Below are 20,373 nucleotides of genomic sequence, written 5' to 3'. Positions count from 1 at the left end.
GTAAGCAGCAGCCTTGATGGTATCAAGGCTGCATTTACTTCTGGATGCTTAATCTTGGATATAGCCTTGCTGTAAAAAACTATTTGCAAAACCCTGAGGTGAATTAGTTTTGAAATGGAGTTCATCAAGATAAACCAGCTTAAAATTAGTTTTATCCGCGAGGGAGCCTGCATCCGGGATTTCTGGGTATTGCTTTAACAGAGGAAAAAATAATGATTGGCCAATGACATAACGCTTGTCACGGCTTTTAGGAGACAAGCCCCATACATTCTGATAGGTAATGGCTGTGGCTTTATTATCATTTGTCTTAGCAGTACCCACATAGAGCATTACATGGCCATTAATATAGATAATGGTCATTAGTGGATGGCCCTTGGCTTGTAGCAAATTAATACGCTCATCAACCGTATTTTTTGATAAGTCTAGTGTTGAACTGAGTCGTGCTTGCTGCGCGGAGTTTCTGGGGAGCCAAATAGCAAAGGGGGTAAACATACTTTTAATTTCTTGAGAGCAATCATTAAAGAAGAACGCTCCTCCCCAACCATAGGGCCGGTTTTTTAATTGATTAATGATTTTGACCAGGTTTTTGGGAGTGGCGCTTAAGGGCATTATGCTGGAGGCGTTAGTACTGATAAAGCCTGTCTTTATCATTGCTTGGTTATGGAGATTTTTCACTGGGATTAAAATGGCCGTGTGTTGCTCATCTTGTTCCATCATGGGGAATACTGCGCCGATATATCCGGTGAATTGAAACTGCTGTTGCTCATCAACAATGCTGGCTTCCGTTTGTGTGATGGCAATCAGCTTGCGTTGTGCCGCAGCTTGCCAATCATTAATAAATTCAGGAGAGGCATAGGCAATATCATTCGATTTAACCCAGGAGAAGTAGCCATCAGGGGTTAAAACTAAGGACCAAGCTTTATCCGTCGATACGCTAAAGACATAGAGTGGAGTACCTGCCCAAATTGCGGACTCTTGTAAGTTATCAAAAGGGAATCCTTGGCCAGGTAGACTGGCATGGAAAAAATCGGGGGCGGTATCAGGTAAGGCTCGCGCATACGTATTCGTAATTGAAATAGCTCTATTTTCTTCCTTGAATTCACTGGCGGCTAGGGCCGATAAATCCATGTTGTCTCTGATTTTGCTCCACCAAGTTTGATCGTGTTCTTTGAAATTCTCGGCATAATGCTTGTTTTCATTCGCTTTGTTTTGATTGTTAAAGTCTTCTAAGAGCTCGGATTCAACTTTTTTCATCAGGGGTAGGGCTGACATCACCATTTGCCGGCTCCAAGGTGATAAGCCTTGGGCCTCAGTGGAGTAATAGTGAGCATAAAATTGTCGCAACTGTGCAGTTTGGTATTCAGAGCTTAACAAAGCTTTATTGTAATTTTCTCCATCGGGAGATAAATAGTCATTTGCATTTTGAGAGTAAGCGGTGATGGGAAAGTCATCAATAGGTACTTCCATTGCCCAGCATAAAGTAAAATAGAAAAATAAGAAGGGAACCAACATAAATTTTATTAAATGCCGTCTATTAAATATGCTATAACTCATAACACGCCGCTTCATAATAAATGAATCGCAGCATACCGGTAAATGAGCTATATGTCAATTTATTGATCAGCTTTGGGTGATTAGACAATGAGTTATAAATATCAGAAAGCCTTAATATTGTTCTCTATTTTCATTTCGGCAAACCCGGCAGCAATTGCTGCAAGTAATACCTGTCACATGTTGAGGTCATCGCAACTGTTAAAGAAAGTCCGGCCCCAGCCCTCACAAGTTATCGTGGTTAAATCATTAGGGGGCATTAAGGCCAAGATGATCTTGTGTCAGCGGCACGGCACCTTATGGAAGGCAAAATTTTCCTCTCCCTTTAAAGCCGTTATTGGCAAAAACGGAGTCGCTGTGTCTGGAGAGAAAAAAGAGGGTGATTTAAAAACCCCGGTGGGTTTATATCCTATTGGTGCGGCATTTGGTATACATCCCTTAGCGCTGCAAATGGATTATAAGTACATTACTAAGGATGACAAATTCATCGATGACATTCATCATAAAGCTTATAATTCCTGGGTTTCTGGCTCAACTGATGCGACCAGTTATGAAACGATGTTCACTGAACCTTATACTTATGGTGCAATTATAAACTACAACATGAATCCAATAATTGCAGGGGCCGGGAGCGCCATTTTTATCCATTTATGGCGTTCGCAAAATACACCAACATCTGGATGCATCGCCTTGGATAAAAAACATTTATTAATGATGCTGCATTGGCTTGATAAGAACCAGCACCCCTATGTTCTCGTGCTTTAGTTTTGGTTCATGTGCTGATAGATTCATTTATCAAAATGAATGCTTTGATTCAGCCTATGACTACTTTAAGGTTACGTGGCTTAGTATTCGTGTACGAGAATAAAGTTCAATTCCTCGTAGGTTTCTTGGGTTTCATCGGATCGGGTAGTGCCAGTCATCGAACGAAAGAAACCATGCATCTTCTTAACGGGAGGTTGTTTTTCCGATATAAGTTCTTTGATTTTGTTTTCATTTTCTTTAGGAAATTGTACTAATTGATATAATTCAAAAATGCCTTGGGGAACATTAAAGTTTTTTTCATCGAAGGTTATGGTGGAGCGACTACCTGTCCACCCTAAAGTCCACGGAGTTAAGGTATCAGCACTGAGTAATTTGCGTTCAATGGCTGATTTAATTAATTGGCATTTGACTTGAAACTCGCCGTGTTTCTTTACAAAGGATTTTATGTCTGTGGCGAGTTGTTTTTTATTCAAGCCACTCTCGTCCTCATTTTCTAGTTTACTTGTGGGTTGGCTATAAGAGATGTCTCTGGGCATAAGTAGATCGGTTGCCAGCTCTACATAAGAAGTGCTGGTTTCCGCTCTTCTTAAAGCCTCTCTCCCTATAAGTAGATCGAGGTAAGAATTATTGTGTGCATTCGCAATTTCTTTTAGGGGAATGTGAGTCATAGAGGATAGAAGTTCTGGACTTGAAAAAATTACAGTTGCATAAAGTAATTGTTCCTTACATTTCTCTAAGTGGAGCTCCAGGGTTTGATAGGAGCGAATTCTTTCACGAAGGTAAGGCGGCATCACTTTTAACTCAGGATCAATCTTGAAATACTCTGTTTCAAAAAAATCATTAAGTTGTTTAATTTTGTCGCGATGCCCAGGCAAATACCTAATGAATGATTTTAAGGATGGTGCAAAAGAATCGCTATTTCGATGCGCGAGCATATTCGTATATATTTCATGCTCGGCAAGATTGCTCAATATATCATTTAAAGTGAGTTGTGCTGTGATTAAGGATATTGTTTTGGCGTGAGTATATTGTGGTTTCATTCCTAAACGAGCCAAGCTTTGACTGCCCAAACATCCCTTGATCTGTTCATTCTCGTCAGCAGAGTTTAGAGCTTCTGCAATGAAATCGGCTGTTATGTCATTTACTTGCTTAGTAGCTTCAGGTGAGCACGGGGTTTCATGCTTAGAGACAGTCATTTATTTCTCCCTGGAGACATTTTAGAAACGTGGTTTAATATCGCTCAAATTTTAACAGGATGTTCAATATTTGTAAATAATTAGAGCAGGAGATGAATACATGGAGTTAGCAGGTTATGGGTTACGAAGTGGCAAAAAGTGATAAGAAAAGAAAACACAAAGATAATTTATAGCGATTTTAAAGATTAGATATTTGAAGAAAAGGTACGGGGTAATTTAATGGCTCCCCGGACAAGACTCGAACTTGTGACCTAATGATTAACAGTCATCCGCTCTACCGACTGAGCTACCGGGGAATATGTGCGAATCTTAAAACGATTCTGTGCATTGGTCAAGCATATATTGTAATAAATTTTAGATATTTTTATTTTTGGTTTTTTGTTTTTCAAAAAGAAAAAAAAACGTTCTTTTTCGGGGTGTTTAGCACCTAATATTCTTGAGTTACCGTAACCAGGGCATGTGGTACCAGATAAATCTGGCACCGCGGTTAAGCCATACTTTTATATGCAGTAAGGCTTAAGTAAAAGGCTATTACTTACAGAAACGCTCCAGTCTATCCATAGCATCTTTTAGGATTTCCATGCTGGTTGCAAACGAAAGGCGGATGCAGCCTTCGTTTCCGAATGCAGAACCAGGTACTAAGGCAAGCCCTACTTCGGTTAATAATTTTTCGGAAAATTCTAAGTCATTGGCATAGCCACGTTTGTTGATGACTTCCTGTACGCTTGGGAAGATGTAGAACGTACCATCGGCAGGAATTACTTCCACCCCTGGAATTTTTTGTAAGCGATCGGCTACATAATCATGGCGTTGGCGGAAGGCTTCAACCATCGATAAAACGGTTTCATTGCCCCCATTTAAGGCTGCTACCGCTGCACGCTGTGCAATAGAACAAGGATTTGAGGTGGATTGCGATTGAATGGTTTTCATCGCATTCATTATTGGAAGGGGGCCCGCTGCATAGCCTATGCGCCAGCCAGTCATGGCATAAGCCTTGGATACGCCATTTAATACTACGGTGCGTTCATACAATTCAGGACATGCATTGAGGATATTTACAAAGGATTGGCTCCAAATAATATGTTCGTACATATCATCGGTGGCAATAATAATTTGTGGGTGCTTTTTTAATACTTCCGCTAAAGCCTTTAATTCATCTAAAGTGTAGGCAACTCCAGATGGATTCGATGGGCTGTTTAAGAACAATAAACGGGTTTTGGGAGTAATCGCGGCTTCTAATTGTTGCGCGTTAATTTTGTAACGTTGTGCTGGTGTCGTCGGAATAATTACGGGCACCCCATCCGCCAATAACACCATATCTGGATAAGAAACCCAATAAGGTGCAGGGATGATTACTTCATCACCGGGATTTAATAAAGCCTGGCAAAGGTTATAGCAACTTTGTTTGCCGCCAACAGAAACTAAAATCTGATTTATTTGATAGTCTAAGCCATTGTCTTTTTTGAATTTATTTTTAATGGCTTCTTTTAATTCAGGAATCCCGTCTACGGCAGTATATTTAGTAAACCCTTGGTTAATCGCATTAATCGCGGCTTCCTTAATGTAGGCGGGTGTGTCAAAATCGGGTTCACCAGTGCCTAAGTTAATCACATCATGTCCTTGCGCGCGTAATTGGGTAGCTTTAGCAGCTACTGCCAACGTGGGTGATGGCTTCACTTTTTGCACGCGATTTGCTAATACGATCTCCATTTATTACTCCTATGAGATATACTTATACGTATGAAAGATTTGTTCAAAATTTATGCCAATTATCAGCCGGCAGGGGATCAGCCAACGGCCATTGCCTCGTTAATTGACGGCTTAAAATCCGGTTTGGCCAAGCAAACCCTATTGGGGGTTACTGGCTCGGGTAAAACATTTACCATTGCCCATGTTATTCAGGCTATGCGACGCCCTACCTTAATTATGGCGCCCAATAAAACTTTGGCTGCCCAACTCTATGGCGAATTTAAGGCTTATTTTCCTGATAATGCCGTAGAGTATTTTGTTTCCTACTATGATTATTATCAGCCTGAAGCCTACGTACCTTCGTCAGATACCTTTATCGAAAAAGACTCATCCATTAATGAGCACATCGAACAAATGCGACTTTCCGCCACGAAAGCTCTCATTGAGCGTAAAGATGCCATTATTGTTGCTACGGTGTCTGCAATATATGGTTTGGGCGACCCTGATTCTTATTTGCGTATGGTATTACATCTTTCCCGTGGAGAACAATCTGAACAACGTAAAATTTTAAAACGTCTTGCCGAAATGCAATATACCCGCACCAATATGGCCTTAGAACGGGGGCAATTTAGGGTACATGGCGATGTCATTGATATTTTTCCTGCGGATTCGGAGCGCATTGCCATTCGTGTCGAATTATTTGATGATGAAGTCGAAAATATTGCCCAGTTTGATCCTTTAACAGGGGAGGTAATTCAACGATTGCCGCGGGTTACCATCTTCCCGAAAACCCACTACGTGACTCCACGCGAGCGTATTTTGCAAACGGTGGATTGGGTGAAAGAGGAATTACAAGAGCGCTTGGCAGAATATAATGCGCAAAATAAACTCGTGGAAGCGCAGCGTCTGGAACAACGCACCTGTTTTGATGTCGAAATGATGTTGGAGTTGGGCTATTGCTCCGGAATTGAAAACTATTCGCGTTATTTATCGGCACGTAATGCGGGTGAACCCCCACCAACCTTGTTTGACTACTTGCCTGCAGAAGCTTTGTTGATTATTGATGAGTCCCATGTGACCGTACCGCAAATTGGTGGGATGTATCGCGGGGATCGCTCGCGCAAAGAAACTTTAGTGCAATATGGATTTCGCCTGCCTTCGGCATTGGATAATCGTCCTTTACGTTTTGAAGAATTTGAAGGGCGCTCACCACAAACGATTTATATCTCAGCAACCCCGGGCTCCTATGAAAAAGAGAATTCTGATAATGTGGCTGAACAGGTGGTACGTCCTACTGGATTAATTGATCCTGAAGTTGAAATTCGCCCGGTACGTACTCAGGTCGATGATTTAATGTCTGAGGCACGGCAAGTGATTCAGACCGGTGCGCGGGTGTTAGTGACGACCCTGACCAAGCGTATGGCGGAAGATTTGACCGATTATTTAAATGAACATGGGATCAAAGTTCGCTATTTGCATGCGGATATCGACACGGTAGAGCGTATGGAGATTATTCGTGATTTACGTTTAGGTGTTTTTGATGTGTTGGTGGGGATTAACTTATTGCGCGAAGGTTTGGACATGCCAGAGGTGGCTTTGGTTGCCATCCTTGATGCCGATAAAGAGGGCTTTTTACGTTCAGACCGCTCTTTAATTCAAACCATCGGTCGCGCGGCACGTAATGTGAATGGACGGGCGATTCTGTATGCGGATAAGATTACGGGCTCCATGCAGCGCGCCTTAGATGAGACGAGCCGACGACGTGACAAACAAAAGGAATTTAATGAAGCTAATGGGATTACCCCCAAAGGGATTAATAAATCCGTCACCGATATTATGGAAGGTGCGTACGTGGGTAAACGTAAAGAGGTCGTGGCTGAACCTACGCCAGAGTATTTGCATTGGTCAACCCAAGAGCTGGTAAAACATATTAATACCTTAGAAAAGCAAATGTATGTGCATGCTAAAAATATGGAGTTTGAGGCTGCCGCTAAGGTAAGAGATCAATATCTTTTATTGAAAGAGCAACTGATTAAAGGTGATGTGAGTTAAGAGGCCGGCATTGCCTTAGGTGAGCTAAAGTTTGACACATGGTAAATAAAATGGGAATAATCGCCGTATTATTCCCTTATAATTTAGGTTTGTCATCGTGTTGTATCAGGCCCCAGAACCCAAGAAATTACCGTCGCCACATGAACATCACCCGTTATTTAATTTTTCAGCGGCTGCGAGTTGGTTGGATGCTTTTTTAGGCCGGTTTGCTCTCCCTTCTCAAGAAAAAGATTTTAGTTCTCTATTCATTAATGAACCGGGCCTGTTCGATGATGACGTCTTGCGCCATAAACAACACACCGTAGCTACCTTCGATGAGGCACTCCTCGACACCTTGGAAATAAGGCATTGTGCGCAACAAGAATTAGAGCCTTCACATCAAACGTTCATTATAAACTTTAATTGCAATTTTAAAGCGTACGAGCAATCGCTAGTTGAGATGCAAGAAAATGCGCGTGACCTGCAAACGAATGTCATTGGTTTTAACTACCGCAATGTTGGTCGCAGCCAAGGCCAGGTCAAATTCATGTGCCATTTAATTATCGATGGTATTGCCCAGGTTCAGCGATTATTAGATCAGGGCGTTTCCCCGGAAAACATTACGTTAAATGGTTTATCTATTGGTGGAGGGATCGCCACCTGTGTCGCTTGGTATTTTCATCAGCAGGAAATCAAGCTTAACTTATTTAATGATCGTTCTTTTGCTTCCAGTCTACAACTGGTTTTGAGCCATGTTGAAAATCTTCCTGTTCTTGGTGGAATACTGGGTTTTTTATGCACGCTGGTTATTTGCAACTCCACCTGGTATGCCGAGATTGCGGAACTATTTCAGGATATTCCTGAGCAGTTTCGTGATTACATGTTGGTACGTACTCCTAAAGCTAAACGTACGCCACAAAGCGAAGATGATCTGTCTATACCTCATGAAGGCTCCCTGCATCTGGGCTTAAGAGCGCAGCGCAGAAAAATTAAAGGGGAACTTGATGCCCAAATAACCGTCTGCCAACACGAAGACGTAGTCGATAGTAAGATGTTAAGCGAGTTACAGAATGTAAAGCACGAAGCAAAGGAAAAAGCACGGAATCGTAAAATGGAGGCTTCCGTTGCTCATATTGGTGACGATTATGCCCATACCTTGCCGAAAAAGTATTTGTATAATCGTTGTGGGGTTTCGGCGGATACTTTTTTTAAGAACTTTATACATCGTTCTTATGAGGAACATGGCGTCAAACCGTTCAAGTGCAGGATTGTATGAAGGTAGCCCGATAGGCATGGATTTTGAACCCTGAGGTTCAAGTGGGTGACGATTGAATCGGTTCAGGCTTCCTACTCCAAGGCAGGCTTGCACAACACCGACTGCAGGATGCCCCCCATGCTATTAGCATTGGTTCGAAAATCACTCCCCACCGGGTTAATTTAAGTATAACACTGTTCGCGCGAATAAAGTCAAGCCATCACGGCCTTTACTTAGCAAATAAACAGGAGCACTATAGCTTATCGCTAATTGATGAGGAATTTTTATGGCTGCTACACCCTCCACTATGCTGCCTTTAGGTAGCATAGCACCCGATTTTAATTTAATTGATACGCGCAACAACCAAATGGTGAGCCTCCAGGAAGGCAAATCGGCTATTGCTACCGTAATTATGTTTCTATGTAATCATTGTCCTTATGTAAAACATGTGCAACCCAAACTGGTTGAGTTAGCTAATCTGTATCAGCCTCAAGGGATTAACTTTATCGCGATTAGTTCCAACGATGTGGAAAACTATCCTGATGATAGCCCAGAAAAAATGCAGCTGGAAGCACAACAGGCTCATTACAGCTTTCCTTATTTATACGATGAAAGCCAAGAGGTTGCGAAGGCTTATCATGCCGCGTGCACTCCTGATTTTTATGTGTTTGATAAAGATTTGTTGTGTGTCTATCGCGGTTGTCTGGATGACTCCACGCCTGGAAATAATAAGCCATTAACTGGAGAACACTTGCAAGCGGCCTTGGATTGCATCTTAGCAGGAGAACCGGTCAGTGCAGAGCAAAAGCCAAGTATTGGTTGCAACATCAAGTGGAAAGCATAGAATCTAAAACGTAGCCCGTATTACAGGATCCCAATACGGGACCTATCCCTTTTTGACAGGCATTCTTCTTAAGCATATGATAGAAAGCTTAAAATTGCGGCGAAGCAATAAAACTCAGGATGGGTATGACATGCGGAAGTTGTGGTTCTTAGGGCTGATTTTTCTATCAGTAACGGCTTGCAAAAAAGAAGAGAACTTGTTTAACGGTTATGTTGATGCCGATCTGGTTTACTTATCTGCCGATTTTGGCGGACGGCTTGCTGAGCTTGCCGTACTTCGAGGCCAATTCGTTCCCAAGGACCAATTTCTATTTAAGCTGGAACAAACCAGCGAGCTTTATCGCGTCGAGATGAGTGAGTTAAACAAGCAAGCACTACAAGCGCAACGCGAACAAACCTTAAGTCAAATCCATTATAATGAAGTGAGTTATCGCCGTATCGTCGCTATGCGTAAACAAAATGCTGCCAGCCAAAATGATGTGGATGCGGCGCAAAGGGATTTAACGGTTTCCAAGAAACAATTGGCGGATCTTGATGCCAAAATTAACAGCAGCCAAGTGGATACGGCCGATAATAAATGGCAACTTACCCGCAAAGAAAATTTTGCTACCGACCGTGGCATTATCTTTGATACTTACTATACCCGCGGTGAGTTTGTACAAGCAGGGTATCCAGTCCTTTCTTTGATTACTAAAGATAATATTAAGGCGATTTTTTTTGTTCCTGAGACGCAATTAAACCACTTACGGCTTAACCAAAAAATTAAGATGAAAACGAATGCCAATGACCATTTTGCGACAGGGCACATTTTCTATATTTCCAACATTGCTGAATATACGCCCCCTATTATTTATTCACGTGAAGAGCGCCAGCGTTTAGTCTTTCGTGTCGAGGTAAAAATTGATGCTCCCGACTTAGAGAAAATACACCTTGGGCAGCCAGTTACTTTGGAATTAGCTGATGAGTGAGTTTGCCATTGACGTAACCAATTTAACCAAAGAGTTCGACAAAAAACTGGCAGTAGATCATATCTCTATACAAGTAGAAAAGGGGGCTATATTTGGCTTTCTTGGCTCCAATGGCAGTGGAAAGACGACCACTATCCGCATGATTTGTGGTTTACTATCACCTACGGATGGCTCTGGTTATTGCTTAGGTTATGACATTCGCACCCAAAGTGATGAAATCAAAAAACACACCGGCTACATGCCGCAAAAGTTTAGTTTTTATACCGGTTTGACAGTTTATGAAAATCTACGTTTTGTCGCCGATATTTTCCAAGTAAAAAATGCCAAGCAAGCCATTGAGGAAATGATCGACGATTTGGAGCTGGAGCGTTATCGAAAAGTACAGGCAGGCAACTTATCCGGTGGTTGGAAACAGCGTTTGGCTTTGGCTTGTAGTTTACTGCATAAACCACAGATGCTTTTTTTAGATGAGCCTACGGCCGGGGTCGATCCTAAGGCGCGGAAAGAGTTTTGGGATTACTTGCATAAGATTTCCTCACGTGATGGCACCACGATTTTGGTGACTACTCATTATATGGACGAGGCGGAAAAGTGCACCGATTTGGCTTACATCAATATGGGGAAATTATTGTATGCTGGCCGCACCAAGGACTTGGTTCCAGCATCCCATGTTAAAACCTATGTACCGGAGATAACCCGCGAGGAACAAAGTTCATTAATGGAAAAAATTAATGGCGGCTATCCTGATGTATTGGTTTCCATTGTGAATAATGAGTTACGGATTTCTTCCAGAAATCACCAATCCTTACGCAAGCTAATCGAGGAGCATCCCGAGGTCTCCTTTAAAGAAGTCACGCCCTCTTTTGAAGAGGTTTTTATTGGGTTAATGCGATGAGGTGGATACATGTTCAGGGTATTTCTCTAACGCGTCTAACAGGCTTAATCCGCAAAGAATTTATTTTAATTACTCGTGATCGCGGCACCATTGCCATGCTTGTCATTTTACCTATTATGTTGCTTATTCTTTTTGGCTTTGCCATTGAGTTTGACCCCAAGCATTTACCTACCACTGTTATTAGTTATGATAACACGCCCTTAACGCGCAGTTATGTGAGTGGGCTTGAGGCCTCTGGTTATTTTAAAGTACAAACTAAAGAATCCAGCGAGTTTGAAAAAGACCAGGATTTTGCTAACGGTAACATTAGCTTGGCTTTTACCATTCCGCCTAATTTTACCCGTAAATACATTCGTAACGAAAACCCGCAATTGTTGGTGGAAATTGATGGTTCTGATCCGGGAAGCAGTGCCAGTGCGCTGGGTAATGCGTTGCCCATTCTGAATCAAACACTAAACACCTTCAATAAACAAGGTCTAGGGGCACCTTCACCGATTAAATCGTCACGCAGTGTGAACCTCACCATCCATCGCCTCTATAACGAAGCCAACATTAGTTCTTATAACATTGTTCCCGGGCTTATCGGGGTATTGCTGACCCTGACCATGGTCATGCTGACGTCCACCGCCATTACTTCGGAAAAAGAAGCCGGTACAATGGAAATGCTATTAAGTACCCCTTTAAAACCAACCGAGATTATTCTCGGTAAAGTGATACCTTATATCGTTTTAGGGTATTTGCAATTAACCAGTATTTTAGTTTTTGGCAAGTTGCTCATTGATATTCCGACGGAAGGCAGTGTTTTATTACTTTATATTGCCGCAGCCCCCTTTATTATCGCCAACTTAATGGTAGGAATGATTTTTTCTACTCTGGCGAGCACACCCATGCAAGCGATGCAGCTCAGTGTGTTTTATCAATTACCCTCGATGTTTTTATCGGGCTATATTTTTTCTTTTTATGGCATGCCAGGTTGGGCCCAAGTAATAGGGGCGTGCATGCCGATGACTTATTTTACGCGAATAACTCGGGGCATTTTATTGAAAGGCAATACGATAACCCAGATTGGTCCGAATATTTTACCGATTATTCTGATCGCGGTGGTCTTAGTTTTCTTAACCGGAAAAATATTTAGAACCAAACTTGATTAAAATCCGTGAGTGGATGCCTTTTCGATTAGGCTTAAGTTTTATTGCCAATAACTCGCCCGAATTTCCGCGGCATCCATAAGTTCGGAGTGAAATGCAAACTAAACACGAGATACCTAGCTCAGCTGGGTCTCTATGAGGCAGTACTATTTTAGGACATACCCTAATGAAACAAACGATGATTTTTTGCACGGTAGTGAGTATTTTGCTCACAGGCTGCTGCAAAGACTGCAAAGTCAATGAACAAGTGAGCTATCCAAAAAGTACCCGTAGCGGCATTAAATATGTCCCAGATAAGACGGAGTTAAATCGGGTTGCCTGGTGGAACAAGATGAAGGATCCGCAGTTGACGCAGCTCATTGTGCAGGCATTAAGAAGCAATGACAGTATTAAAGGCTCTTACGCAACCATTGAACAAGCACAAGCCCAACTGAAGGCGGCCCAATATGCCTGGATTCCCACTTTTGATGCCAGTGCCAGCGGTTTTACGGGGGGCACGTGGAATCCTCATATTACACCCAGTAGCCAATTGGCCAATAACCCATTTTTTGCCAATTTCCCCAGACCAAGATTTAGAGGCTATTATGCAGGTTTTGCACCGAGTTATACGGTGAATGCCTTAAGCAATATTAGCAATGTTAACTCGGCGAAGGCCTCTCTTGCGATACAGCAAGCCCAGATGCAGTCAACCAAATTAAGCATCATTAGCCAAATGAGTGGCGCCTATTTGATGCTCTTGAGCCAGCGTGAGCAGTTGGCGGTGGAGCGGGTATTAACTGACGAATTAAAGAAATTGCGACAACTGGAGCAGGTACGTTTCCGCAAAGGTGCCAGTGATTTAGAAACCCTAACCAGTATTGACCAGCAATTAGCACAAGAAGAAACGAGGATTCCCCAGATTGAGGGAGTTATTGCTCAAAGTGAAAATACGATTCAATTGTTATTGAACCAAAATCCGGGGCCGGTGCAAACGCAGCGCAGCTTATTGGCACTTAAGATAAAGCATCTTATCCCCCAACAGCTGCCTTCGTCGGTTTTAAAAAATCGCCCTGACATTATGATTGCCACCAATAATGTCAAAATGTCTTATGCCCAAATTGGAGGGACCTATGCGGAGTTTTTCCCGACGATTAGTTTGACTGGTTTAGTGGGTAAGGCTTCGTTGGATTTAACCAATCTTTTAAAAATAAGTACTAATTTGTGGGTCGCTCAGGCTGTTGCTTCAATGAAAGTTTTTAATCCGAGTGCCTATCAAAACATTAAAGCAGCAAAAGCTGGTTTTAAAACAACGTATTACACTTATTTAGAAACACTACGCGGTGCCTTTGCGGATGTTGATGATGCCCTGACCAATGAGCACAAGAATAGATTGGCTTATTTGCAAACCAAGAAAGGCTATCGGGCCGCCCAAAGATCTTACTCCTTGGCTTTAACTCAATATAAGTCGGGAGCGAAAGATTATCGTACGGTGAGTAATGCCAAAATCAATTTGCAACGCAGTAAGTTGAGTTTAATTCAAGCGAAAGCGCAGCTGCTTGATGGTATCGTGCAGGTTTATACCGCAGTTGCAGGTGGTTATGATGTAGCTTAATTAAAGGAAATCCGGTTGCTGGCAACCGGATTTCCTCTTAAAAATGCCTGGGGTCAGCCGCTTCCCAATCGTTCCTGTAACTTTCGGGAATATCTGCACCCAACAATTGTCCTGGCTCTAAATAATCATAAATCTGTTCAAAACTTTTAACCTCATCAACCCCGGTACGTCTCATAACATGGGAAGGTAGTAAATCACTCGGGTTATCTAAGCCTAATGCCCCCACCATCTCTAAAAAGCTTTTTACCGTATTGTGATGGAAGTTGGCAACGCGCTGTTTTTTTTCATCAACTACCAAACCATACTGCAAACGTTTATTTTGCGTAGTAATCCCGGTGGGACAGGTATTGGCATTACATTGTTTGGTTTGCAGGCATCCCGTAGCGAGCATCATGGCTCTAGCTGCGTTACACATATCCGCACCAAGAGCCAGATTGGTGAGCATGTCAAAGCCATTGGCTACCTTACCACTGCAAATAATCCGAATTTTATCACGAACCCCAATACCTACTAAGGCATTATGAACAAAGACTAAGCCTGCCTCCAAGGGTGTGCCTATAAAGTTCGTATATTCTACTGGAGCTGCTCCAGTACCGCCTTCTGCGCCATCCACGGTAATAAAGTCAGGCATAATTTTCGTTTCTAACATCGCCTTACAAATCGCAAAAAACTCATCTCGGCGGCCTACGCATAATTTAAAGCCTATAGGTTTACCTCCAGAGAGCTCCCGTAATTTTTTAATAAACTCTAATAAGCCAATAGGGGTGCTAAATGCAGTATGAGCAATGGGGGACATGACATCTTTACCCATGGAGACTTTTCTTGCCCGGGCAATTTCTTCCGTAAGCTTTGCGGCCGGCAAAATTCCACCATGAGATGGTTTAGCGCCTTGAGACAGTTTGATTTCAATCATTTTTACTTCATTACGACTTGCTTCGACGGCAAATTCTTGTGGGTCAAATTCTCCCTCTGCCGTGCGACAACCAAAATAGGCGGTACCGATTTGGAAAACCAAGTCACCACCTTGCAGATGATAAGGGCTTAAACCGCCTTCACCAGTGCTTTGGTAAAAGCCGCCGAGCAGAGCACCCTTGTTCATGGCCATAATTGCTTTTCCAGATAAGGCGCCAAAACTCATGCCGGAAATATTAAGTCGCGAAGCACTATAAGGTTGCAGGCAATCTGGACCACCGACTTGAATGCGGGGCTCGACTTCTGAGGAATGTTTAGGTGCTAGGGAATGCAAAGCCCAGGTGTACCCAACACTCAAAATATCGCGTTCTGTTCCAAAGGGAATGGTATCACGGGTGTTTTTCGCCCGTTCATAGATTAAGGAGCGAGTTTCCCGGTTATAGGGAAGCTCACTTTCATCGGTGGCGATAAAGTATTGTTGAATTTCCGGACGGATAAATTCTAAAAAATAGCGCACATGCCCGAGTACGGGGAAGTTACGCAAAATCGTGTGTTTTTTTTGAGTTAGATCATAAATCCATAGAATAATGATGGGAGTGAGAAACACAAAAAACCAGCGTATATCTTTCAACATGCTAAATATCGCTAGGGTGAACAATAACAGGATACCAAAACCGAGATACCATTGGCGTCTCATCGTTAACTCCTTTTAATTTATAGGCGTCCGATCCATGACGGCGTAGTTTTGGCTATGGAGCCATAAGCCTAATCTACACCGCCGACATACCGGCTACTCCGTTTCGGAAACGCGTTCTATGTCGCCATTTACCATTTTATTAATTTTATGTTCTAAAGACGTAATAAATTGAGTGACTTGATGGTGTTGTTGCGCCTGCTCGTTTTTGCACATCACTAATTCATGACTAATATCAAGGGCTGCCAACAACAATGTATGGAAATCATCCAGTTGTTTTGCCTTCTTTTTATTAAGCATGATTTGATTATTAAGCTTTTGAGCAGCGAGCACTAAATTGGCTTCTTCACCCTCTGGGCATTTAATTTCATAGGATTTATTGAGTAACTTAATAGAGCATGATTTTGTTTGGGTCATAATTCGGCCTTTGAATTGCTAGCGGTTTGTAGTAAATAGTAGCAATTTTGCTTGCAAGCAGCAAATACTGAGGTGAACCGCTGCGCCAAATCGGTTATCATGAGGCATTTTTTTATAGATGAGTTAATTATGTCTGCTGAAAATGAGCATTGGACCCTACCTGAGTACGATCATTTTGTTGATGCGATTTCCTTTTTATCATTGCCGGTTTCTGCCAGTTCATTGCATGGAATGATGTGTGGCTATCTTTGCGCCGGACAGGATTTACAAGGCGAGGTCTATTTACGTGCCTTGTTGAATAATAAAAAAGATGAACAAAGCCGCAGTGCTTTGTTGGCCTTATTCTCAGTGTTCTCCATCAGCCAACAACAAATTACCCATTTTGATTTTAATTTTCAAATGATGCTTCCTCATGAGGACGAGTCTTTGTTGCAACGTGCGGCGGCTTTCAGTGAATGGTGTGAAGGTTTCACCCAGGCATTGTCCTTGTGCGGAATTGGCAGCGATCAGTTCAACGAAGATGAGGCTCAAGAAGCCTTACAACATATGCTTGAATTTGCCGAATTGGATTGTGATACTTTGGATGTAGGCGAAGAAGATGAACGTGCATTGATGGAAGTCAGCGAATACGCGCGGATGGCGGTAATTCGTTTGCACGGTGATTTAATGATGAATGAACGAGATCGTGGTGTAACCCATTAATAAGGATGTTGGTATGATTACTCAGCAAGAATATCAGGCAAGAAGAAATAAATTAGCGCAGCAACTACCCGAAGGCAGTGTTGCGATTGTTATCGCCGCACATGAACAGTTACGCAATGGGGATGCGCATTATCGTTTTCGCCAGGACAGTAATTTTTATTATCTCACCGGCTTTAATGAACCGGATGCCATATTAGTGCTGATTGCGGGCCAAGAAGGCCAAAGCATTCTTTTTAACCGACCCCGCAATCCTGGTGCAGAACAATGGACCGGCAGACGCCTGGGGCAACAAGGCGCGGTAGACGAGCTGGGAATGCAACAGGCTTATTCTATAGAGGATGTGGCTCACGAGCTACCGACTTTATTCAGCGGTAAATCCGCTGTTTATTATTCTTTTGCTCGTAATGCGGAGTTAGAGCAATTGGTTATGGATTCCTTATCCGTCCTTAAAGATCAGGTGCGTCGAGGAGTTAAGGCACCTAATTGTCTGTGCGATTTAGAGCCTCTTTTAGGTGAAATGCGCCTAATTAAAAGTGAGGCGGAGCTGGATTTAATGCGCGAAGCGGCCCGTATTTCCGTAGATGCTCACCTGCGTGCAATGCGCCAATGCAAAGAGGTAGGCCATGAATACCAACTCGAAGCCGAATTGATTTATGAGTTTAGCCGCCAGGGTTGTCGTAGTGTGGCCTATGATCCGATTGTCGGCGGGGGGGAAAATGCCTGTGTGTTGCATTACACCGACAATAATCATCCTTTAAATGCGGGGGATTTGGTGTTGATTGATGCTGGGGGCGAATATGAAAATTATGCTGCTGACATTACCCGCACCTTCCCTGTTAGTGGCAGATTTAGTCCAGAGCAAAAAAGTATTTATGAACTCGTCCTTAAATCGCAAAAAGCCGGTATTGCAGCAGTCAAACCAGGAGCTCCTTGGAATGGAGTGCAACAGATCATTATTCGTATTTTAACCGAAGGTTTGTGCGAACTGGGGATTTTGCAGGGTGATGTTGATGAGTTAATTAAGCAGGAAGCCTTCCGACCTTTCTATATGCATAACTCCGGGCATTGGCTTGGCTTAGATGTGCACGATAGTGGTCTTTATAAAATAGAAGGTGAGTGGCGTCCACTGGTGCCTGGCATGGTACTAACGGTGGAGCCTGGCCTATATATTAGCTCGAATACCCCGGGTGTAGATAAGCGTTGGTGGGGTATTGGCATACGTATCGAAGATGATGTGGCAGTAACTGCTACGGGTCATGAAGTTTTGACCGGAGCATTACCTGTTGATGTAGCAGACATTGAGGCATTAATGCGTGACTAGTAAAGAAATAGATATTCTGATTATTGGCGGGGGCTTGACTGGAGCCACGTTAATGTTAGCGTTGCAAGGGTTGGGGCACAGTTGTTTGTTAGTGGATACCCATGCCTTAGAACATAAAATCAATCCTGATTTTGATGCGCGTTCTTTGGCGCTGTCTCCCGCGAGTCAGCGTATTTTAACCATGCTTGGTGTCTGGGAGCATGTGCAGGCGCAGGCAACGCCCATCGAGATGATTCATGTTTCGGATCAAGCGCATTTTGGCGCGTCGCGTTTGCATGGTGAAGTGGATGCGCCTTTAGGTCATGTGGTGGAAATGCAATACATCAATCGTGCCCTACATCAATTGTTGGACCCTCAGCAAATTTTAGCGCCTGCTAAGGTTGAATCTCTGGACCTCAATAACAAGACGGTAACGATTAACACTGGCGCGGGGCAAATCAATGTTGCTGCGCGTTTAATTGTTGCCGCAGACGGTACTCATTCTGCCGTACGGCGTTTCTGTGGTTTGCCTTCACAAACAAAATTGTATGGACAACAAGGCATTGTTGCCAATATTGGTTTGAGCCAGCCGCATGCCGGACGTGCTTATGAACGTTTCACCGTTCATGGCCCCTTGGCGCTATTGCCCATGCAAGAAAATAGAATGTCTTTAGTATGGGCGGTGCCTGCCCAAGAAGCCAGCCAATTGCTGGAATTATCTGATGCTGAATTTTTACACGAGTTGCAACAAACTTTTGGTTACCGCCTGGGTCGCTTTACCAAAACCGGCAAGCGCTCGTCTTTTCCTTTACAGCAAGTGTTGATGCCGCAACAAGTTAAAGAATCCGTAGTTTTTGTGGGAAATGCCGCGCATACCCTACACCCAGTTGCTGGCCAAGGATTTAATCTAGGTCTTCGAGACGTGGCTACTTTGGCGCAATGTATTGCAAAGCATGGCTTAAATACAGAGATGCTGGCGCAATACGTGCAACTACGCGCCCATGATCAACGCATCATTACACGCTTCACCGATGGTCTAATTAATTTATTTACCAGTCGCTTGCCGGGTTTAGGGATTGCACGGGGTTTAGGCTTAGTTGCGCTGGATAATATTCCTAGCTTAAAAGGTCTTTTAGCTCGCTATGCTCGTGGATTTGGTGGCGTGGTTCCCGATTTAGTCTGTGAGATTGCGTTAAACGAACATGAGGCATAAGCCTAGAGGTAAATAAAATGAATTTGCAGTTTAACGTACTAATCATTGGTGGTGGGGTTGTTGGTTTAACTGCCGCCATTGCTATGGCGCAACGGGGTTATCGCATTGCTGTGATTGATGCGGGTTCATTAAGGGTTGATACTAGTAAAACCGACATGCGAGTTTATGCGATTAATCAAGCCTCACAGACCTTGTTACAGCAATTAGGGGCATGGCAGCATTTAGAACCATCTCGTCTGTCGCCCTACAGTCAAATGTACGTTTGGGATGGGGTGAATGGCGCTCATATCGATTTTGATTCACGGTGTGTAGCCAGTTCCCATTTAGGTACCATTATCGAAGAATCAATACTGAAACAGGCTTTACTACAGCAAGTGGCGCAATATCCGGAAATTCATTTATTTCCTGGCTGTTGTGTGGATGCCGTGCAGGAGGAGTCGCATAGCATTAAGGTATCCAGTCAGCAACAGAGCTGGGAAGGACAGTTATTAATGGTTGCCGATGGTGCTAATTCACCGGCACGACACAAACTCAAGGTTGCCTTAACCACTTGGCCTTATCAACAACAGGCTATTGTGGCGACGGTAGCTGTTGAAAAAGCCCATCAACATACGGCATATCAAGTCTTTAATCCCGATGGTCCTTTAGCTTTTTTACCCTTGGCAAATCCTCATGAATGTTCCATTGTTTGGTCCAGCCAATCAGAGCGCGCTAAAAAACTGATGGAATGCAGCGATGAGCAGTTTAATGAAGAGTTAACCAAAGCCTTTGCCAGCAAACTAGGTTCGGCTCATTTAATCAGCAAGCGCCATCAATTCCCCTTGCAAATGCGCCATGTGAAACAGTATACCGGTGCTCGTTGGTTGCTGCTGGGTGATGCTGCGCATACGATACACCCTTTGGCGGGTTTGGGCTTAAATGTCGGGTTGGCGGATATTAAGAGCTGGTTGCAGTGTTTGGATGCAGCACCTGGCAAATTAGTGTCTAAAAAAGCTCTGGGAGCCTATCAACGCGAACGCAAGCATGCGGTTTGGCAAACGATCGCGCTGATGGAAGGATTTAAGCGTTTATTTAGTAATTCATTTACGCCAATGGTTACTTTACGAGGATTGGGCTTGGGTTTTTGTAATACCTTTATGCCGATTAAACGCCTGTTTATTCAACATGCTCGTGGTGTGGATTGAGACGCTTTCTTTGGGTAAT

At 43.2% G+C, this 20,373-nt stretch carries 17 protein-coding genes, 1 tRNA gene and 1 other RNA gene; 12 read left to right on the top strand and 7 right to left on the bottom strand.

Translation table 11 applies throughout. The features are described 5' to 3' along the window. Positions 1-48 precede the first annotated feature (48 nt). Entirely contained in the window at positions 49-1,554 is a 1,506-nt protein-coding gene (locus ACD661_RS08325; protein ID WP_400187401.1) for an SH3 domain-containing protein, read from the bottom strand. 87 nt (positions 1,555-1,641) lie between these two features. Here ACD661_RS08325 and ACD661_RS08320 point away from each other — a divergent pair, with 87 nt between their 5' ends. Continuing rightward, complete coding sequence (locus ACD661_RS08320; protein ID WP_400187400.1) at positions 1,642-2,316, top strand: L,D-transpeptidase family protein; 675 nt, start codon at positions 1,642-1,644, stop codon at positions 2,314-2,316. A gap of 80 nt (positions 2,317-2,396) precedes the next feature. On the opposite strand, the gene ACD661_RS08315 is transcribed toward ACD661_RS08320, so the two are convergent. From ACD661_RS08315 to ACD661_RS08305, 3 genes are all read right to left on the bottom strand, one after another. Beyond that, positions 2,397-3,512, bottom strand: a complete 1,116-nt coding sequence (locus ACD661_RS08315; RefSeq protein WP_400187399.1) for a hypothetical protein — start codon at positions 3,510-3,512, stop codon at positions 2,397-2,399. 220 nt (positions 3,513-3,732) lie between these two features. Then, positions 3,733-3,808: transfer RNA gene (locus ACD661_RS08310), tRNA-Asn, on the bottom strand. A gap of 235 nt (positions 3,809-4,043) precedes the next feature. Continuing rightward, on the bottom strand, positions 4,044-5,222 hold the full coding sequence (locus tag ACD661_RS08305; RefSeq protein WP_400187398.1) for a pyridoxal phosphate-dependent aminotransferase: 1,179 nt from the start codon (positions 5,220-5,222) through the stop codon (positions 4,044-4,046). A 30-nt stretch (positions 5,223-5,252) separates the two neighbouring features. Here ACD661_RS08305 and uvrB point away from each other — a divergent pair, with 30 nt between their 5' ends. Both uvrB and ACD661_RS08295 read left to right on the top strand, forming a co-directional pair. Then, a complete protein-coding gene (gene uvrB / locus ACD661_RS08300) occupies positions 5,253-7,253 on the top strand; it encodes an excinuclease ABC subunit UvrB (protein WP_400187397.1) in 2,001 nt (666 codons plus the stop codon). 97 nt (positions 7,254-7,350) lie between these two features. After that, entirely contained in the window at positions 7,351-8,508 is a 1,158-nt protein-coding gene (locus ACD661_RS08295; RefSeq protein ID WP_400187396.1) for an alpha/beta hydrolase family protein, read from the top strand. Here ACD661_RS08295 and ssrS read toward each other — a convergent pair. Beyond that, positions 8,509-8,669: non-coding RNA, 6S RNA (ssrS, locus tag ACD661_RS08290), on the bottom strand. A 104-nt stretch (positions 8,670-8,773) separates the two neighbouring features. Between ssrS and ACD661_RS08285 the strand changes: the two genes are divergently transcribed. The 5 genes from ACD661_RS08285 (at position 8,774) to ACD661_RS08265 (ending at position 13,932) form a co-directional block, all read left to right on the top strand. After that, positions 8,774-9,331, top strand: coding sequence for a thioredoxin family protein (locus tag ACD661_RS08285; protein WP_400187395.1), 558 nt, complete (start codon positions 8,774-8,776; stop codon positions 9,329-9,331). A 130-nt stretch (positions 9,332-9,461) separates the two neighbouring features. Next, the gene (locus ACD661_RS08280) at positions 9,462-10,298 is read left to right on the top strand and encodes an HlyD family secretion protein (RefSeq protein ID WP_400187394.1); all 837 of its coding nucleotides are present in this window, start codon (positions 9,462-9,464) and stop codon (positions 10,296-10,298) included. After that, positions 10,291-11,193 (top strand): ABC transporter ATP-binding protein, encoded by a 903-nt coding sequence (locus ACD661_RS08275; protein ID WP_400187393.1) that lies wholly within the window; start codon positions 10,291-10,293, stop codon positions 11,191-11,193. The genes ACD661_RS08280 and ACD661_RS08275 overlap by 8 nt, the downstream gene beginning before the upstream one ends. Beyond that, a complete protein-coding gene (locus tag ACD661_RS08270) occupies positions 11,190-12,344 on the top strand; it encodes an ABC transporter permease (protein ID WP_400187392.1) in 1,155 nt (384 codons plus the stop codon). Before ACD661_RS08275 ends, ACD661_RS08270 begins: the two co-directional genes overlap by 4 nt. 163 nt (positions 12,345-12,507) lie before the next feature. Beyond that, complete coding sequence (locus ACD661_RS08265) at positions 12,508-13,932, top strand: TolC family protein (protein WP_400187391.1); 1,425 nt, start codon at positions 12,508-12,510, stop codon at positions 13,930-13,932. Positions 13,933-13,969: 37 nt separating this feature from the next. Here ACD661_RS08265 and ACD661_RS08260 read toward each other — a convergent pair whose 3' ends face one another. Both ACD661_RS08260 and ACD661_RS08255 read right to left on the bottom strand, forming a co-directional pair. Beyond that, on the bottom strand, positions 13,970-15,541 hold the full coding sequence (locus ACD661_RS08260) for an FMN-binding glutamate synthase family protein (RefSeq protein ID WP_400187390.1): 1,572 nt from the start codon (positions 15,539-15,541) through the stop codon (positions 13,970-13,972). A gap of 93 nt (positions 15,542-15,634) precedes the next feature. Further along, positions 15,635-15,955: a cell division protein ZapA gene (locus tag ACD661_RS08255; RefSeq protein WP_400187389.1), complete on the bottom strand. Its 321-nt coding sequence runs from the start codon at positions 15,953-15,955 to the stop codon at positions 15,635-15,637. A gap of 129 nt (positions 15,956-16,084) precedes the next feature. On the opposite strand from ACD661_RS08255, the gene ACD661_RS08250 reads away from it, so the two are divergent. Genes ACD661_RS08250 through ACD661_RS08235 form a run of 4 tightly spaced genes read left to right on the top strand, consistent with a single transcriptional unit; the run spans position 16,085 to position 20,354 of the window. Further along, on the top strand, positions 16,085-16,657 hold the full coding sequence (locus tag ACD661_RS08250) for a UPF0149 family protein (RefSeq protein ID WP_400187388.1): 573 nt from the start codon (positions 16,085-16,087) through the stop codon (positions 16,655-16,657). Positions 16,658-16,670: 13 nt separating this feature from the next. Continuing rightward, positions 16,671-17,978, top strand: a complete 1,308-nt coding sequence (pepP, locus tag ACD661_RS08245; protein ID WP_400187387.1) for a Xaa-Pro aminopeptidase — start codon at positions 16,671-16,673, stop codon at positions 17,976-17,978. After that, positions 17,971-19,170: a 2-octaprenyl-6-methoxyphenyl hydroxylase gene (ubiH, locus tag ACD661_RS08240; RefSeq protein WP_400187386.1), complete on the top strand. Its 1,200-nt coding sequence runs from the start codon at positions 17,971-17,973 to the stop codon at positions 19,168-19,170. Before pepP ends, ubiH begins: the two co-directional genes overlap by 8 nt. 17 nt (positions 19,171-19,187) lie before the next feature. After that, the gene (locus ACD661_RS08235) at positions 19,188-20,354 is read left to right on the top strand and encodes an FAD-dependent oxidoreductase (protein WP_400187385.1); all 1,167 of its coding nucleotides are present in this window, start codon (positions 19,188-19,190) and stop codon (positions 20,352-20,354) included. The last annotated feature ends 19 nt before the right edge of the window (positions 20,355-20,373 follow it).

Source organism: Legionella lytica (assembly GCF_044626755.1).
Taxonomy (GTDB): Bacteria; Pseudomonadota; Gammaproteobacteria; order Legionellales; family Legionellaceae; genus Legionella; species Legionella lytica_A.
The sequence above is the reverse complement of the archived record's forward strand: the minus strand, read 5'-3'. Positions and strand labels throughout refer to the sequence as shown.

Coding starts and splice junctions, on each gene's coding strand:
- ACD661_RS08260 (WP_400187390.1), bottom strand. CDS start 15,541: ATGAGACGCCAATGGTATCTCGGTTTTGGTATCCTGTTATTGTTCACC.
- ACD661_RS08235 (WP_400187385.1), top strand. CDS start 19,188: ATGAATTTGCAGTTTAACGTACTAATCATTGGTGGTGGGGTTGTTGGT.
- ACD661_RS08315 (WP_400187399.1), bottom strand. CDS start 3,512: ATGACTGTCTCTAAGCATGAAACCCCGTGCTCACCTGAAGCTACTAAG.
- uvrB (WP_400187397.1), top strand. CDS start 5,253: ATGAAAGATTTGTTCAAAATTTATGCCAATTATCAGCCGGCAGGGGAT.
- ACD661_RS08280 (WP_400187394.1), top strand. CDS start 9,462: ATGCGGAAGTTGTGGTTCTTAGGGCTGATTTTTCTATCAGTAACGGCT.
- ACD661_RS08325 (WP_400187401.1), bottom strand. CDS start 1,554: ATGAGTTATAGCATATTTAATAGACGGCATTTAATAAAATTTATGTTG.
- ACD661_RS08255 (WP_400187389.1), bottom strand. CDS start 15,955: ATGACCCAAACAAAATCATGCTCTATTAAGTTACTCAATAAATCCTAT.
- ACD661_RS08285 (WP_400187395.1), top strand. CDS start 8,774: ATGGCTGCTACACCCTCCACTATGCTGCCTTTAGGTAGCATAGCACCC.
- ACD661_RS08250 (WP_400187388.1), top strand. CDS start 16,085: ATGTCTGCTGAAAATGAGCATTGGACCCTACCTGAGTACGATCATTTT.
- ACD661_RS08270 (WP_400187392.1), top strand. CDS start 11,190: ATGAGGTGGATACATGTTCAGGGTATTTCTCTAACGCGTCTAACAGGC.
- ACD661_RS08275 (WP_400187393.1), top strand. CDS start 10,291: ATGAGTGAGTTTGCCATTGACGTAACCAATTTAACCAAAGAGTTCGAC.
- pepP (WP_400187387.1), top strand. CDS start 16,671: ATGATTACTCAGCAAGAATATCAGGCAAGAAGAAATAAATTAGCGCAG.
- ACD661_RS08305 (WP_400187398.1), bottom strand. CDS start 5,222: ATGGAGATCGTATTAGCAAATCGCGTGCAAAAAGTGAAGCCATCACCC.
- ACD661_RS08265 (WP_400187391.1), top strand. CDS start 12,508: ATGAAACAAACGATGATTTTTTGCACGGTAGTGAGTATTTTGCTCACA.
- ACD661_RS08320 (WP_400187400.1), top strand. CDS start 1,642: ATGAGTTATAAATATCAGAAAGCCTTAATATTGTTCTCTATTTTCATT.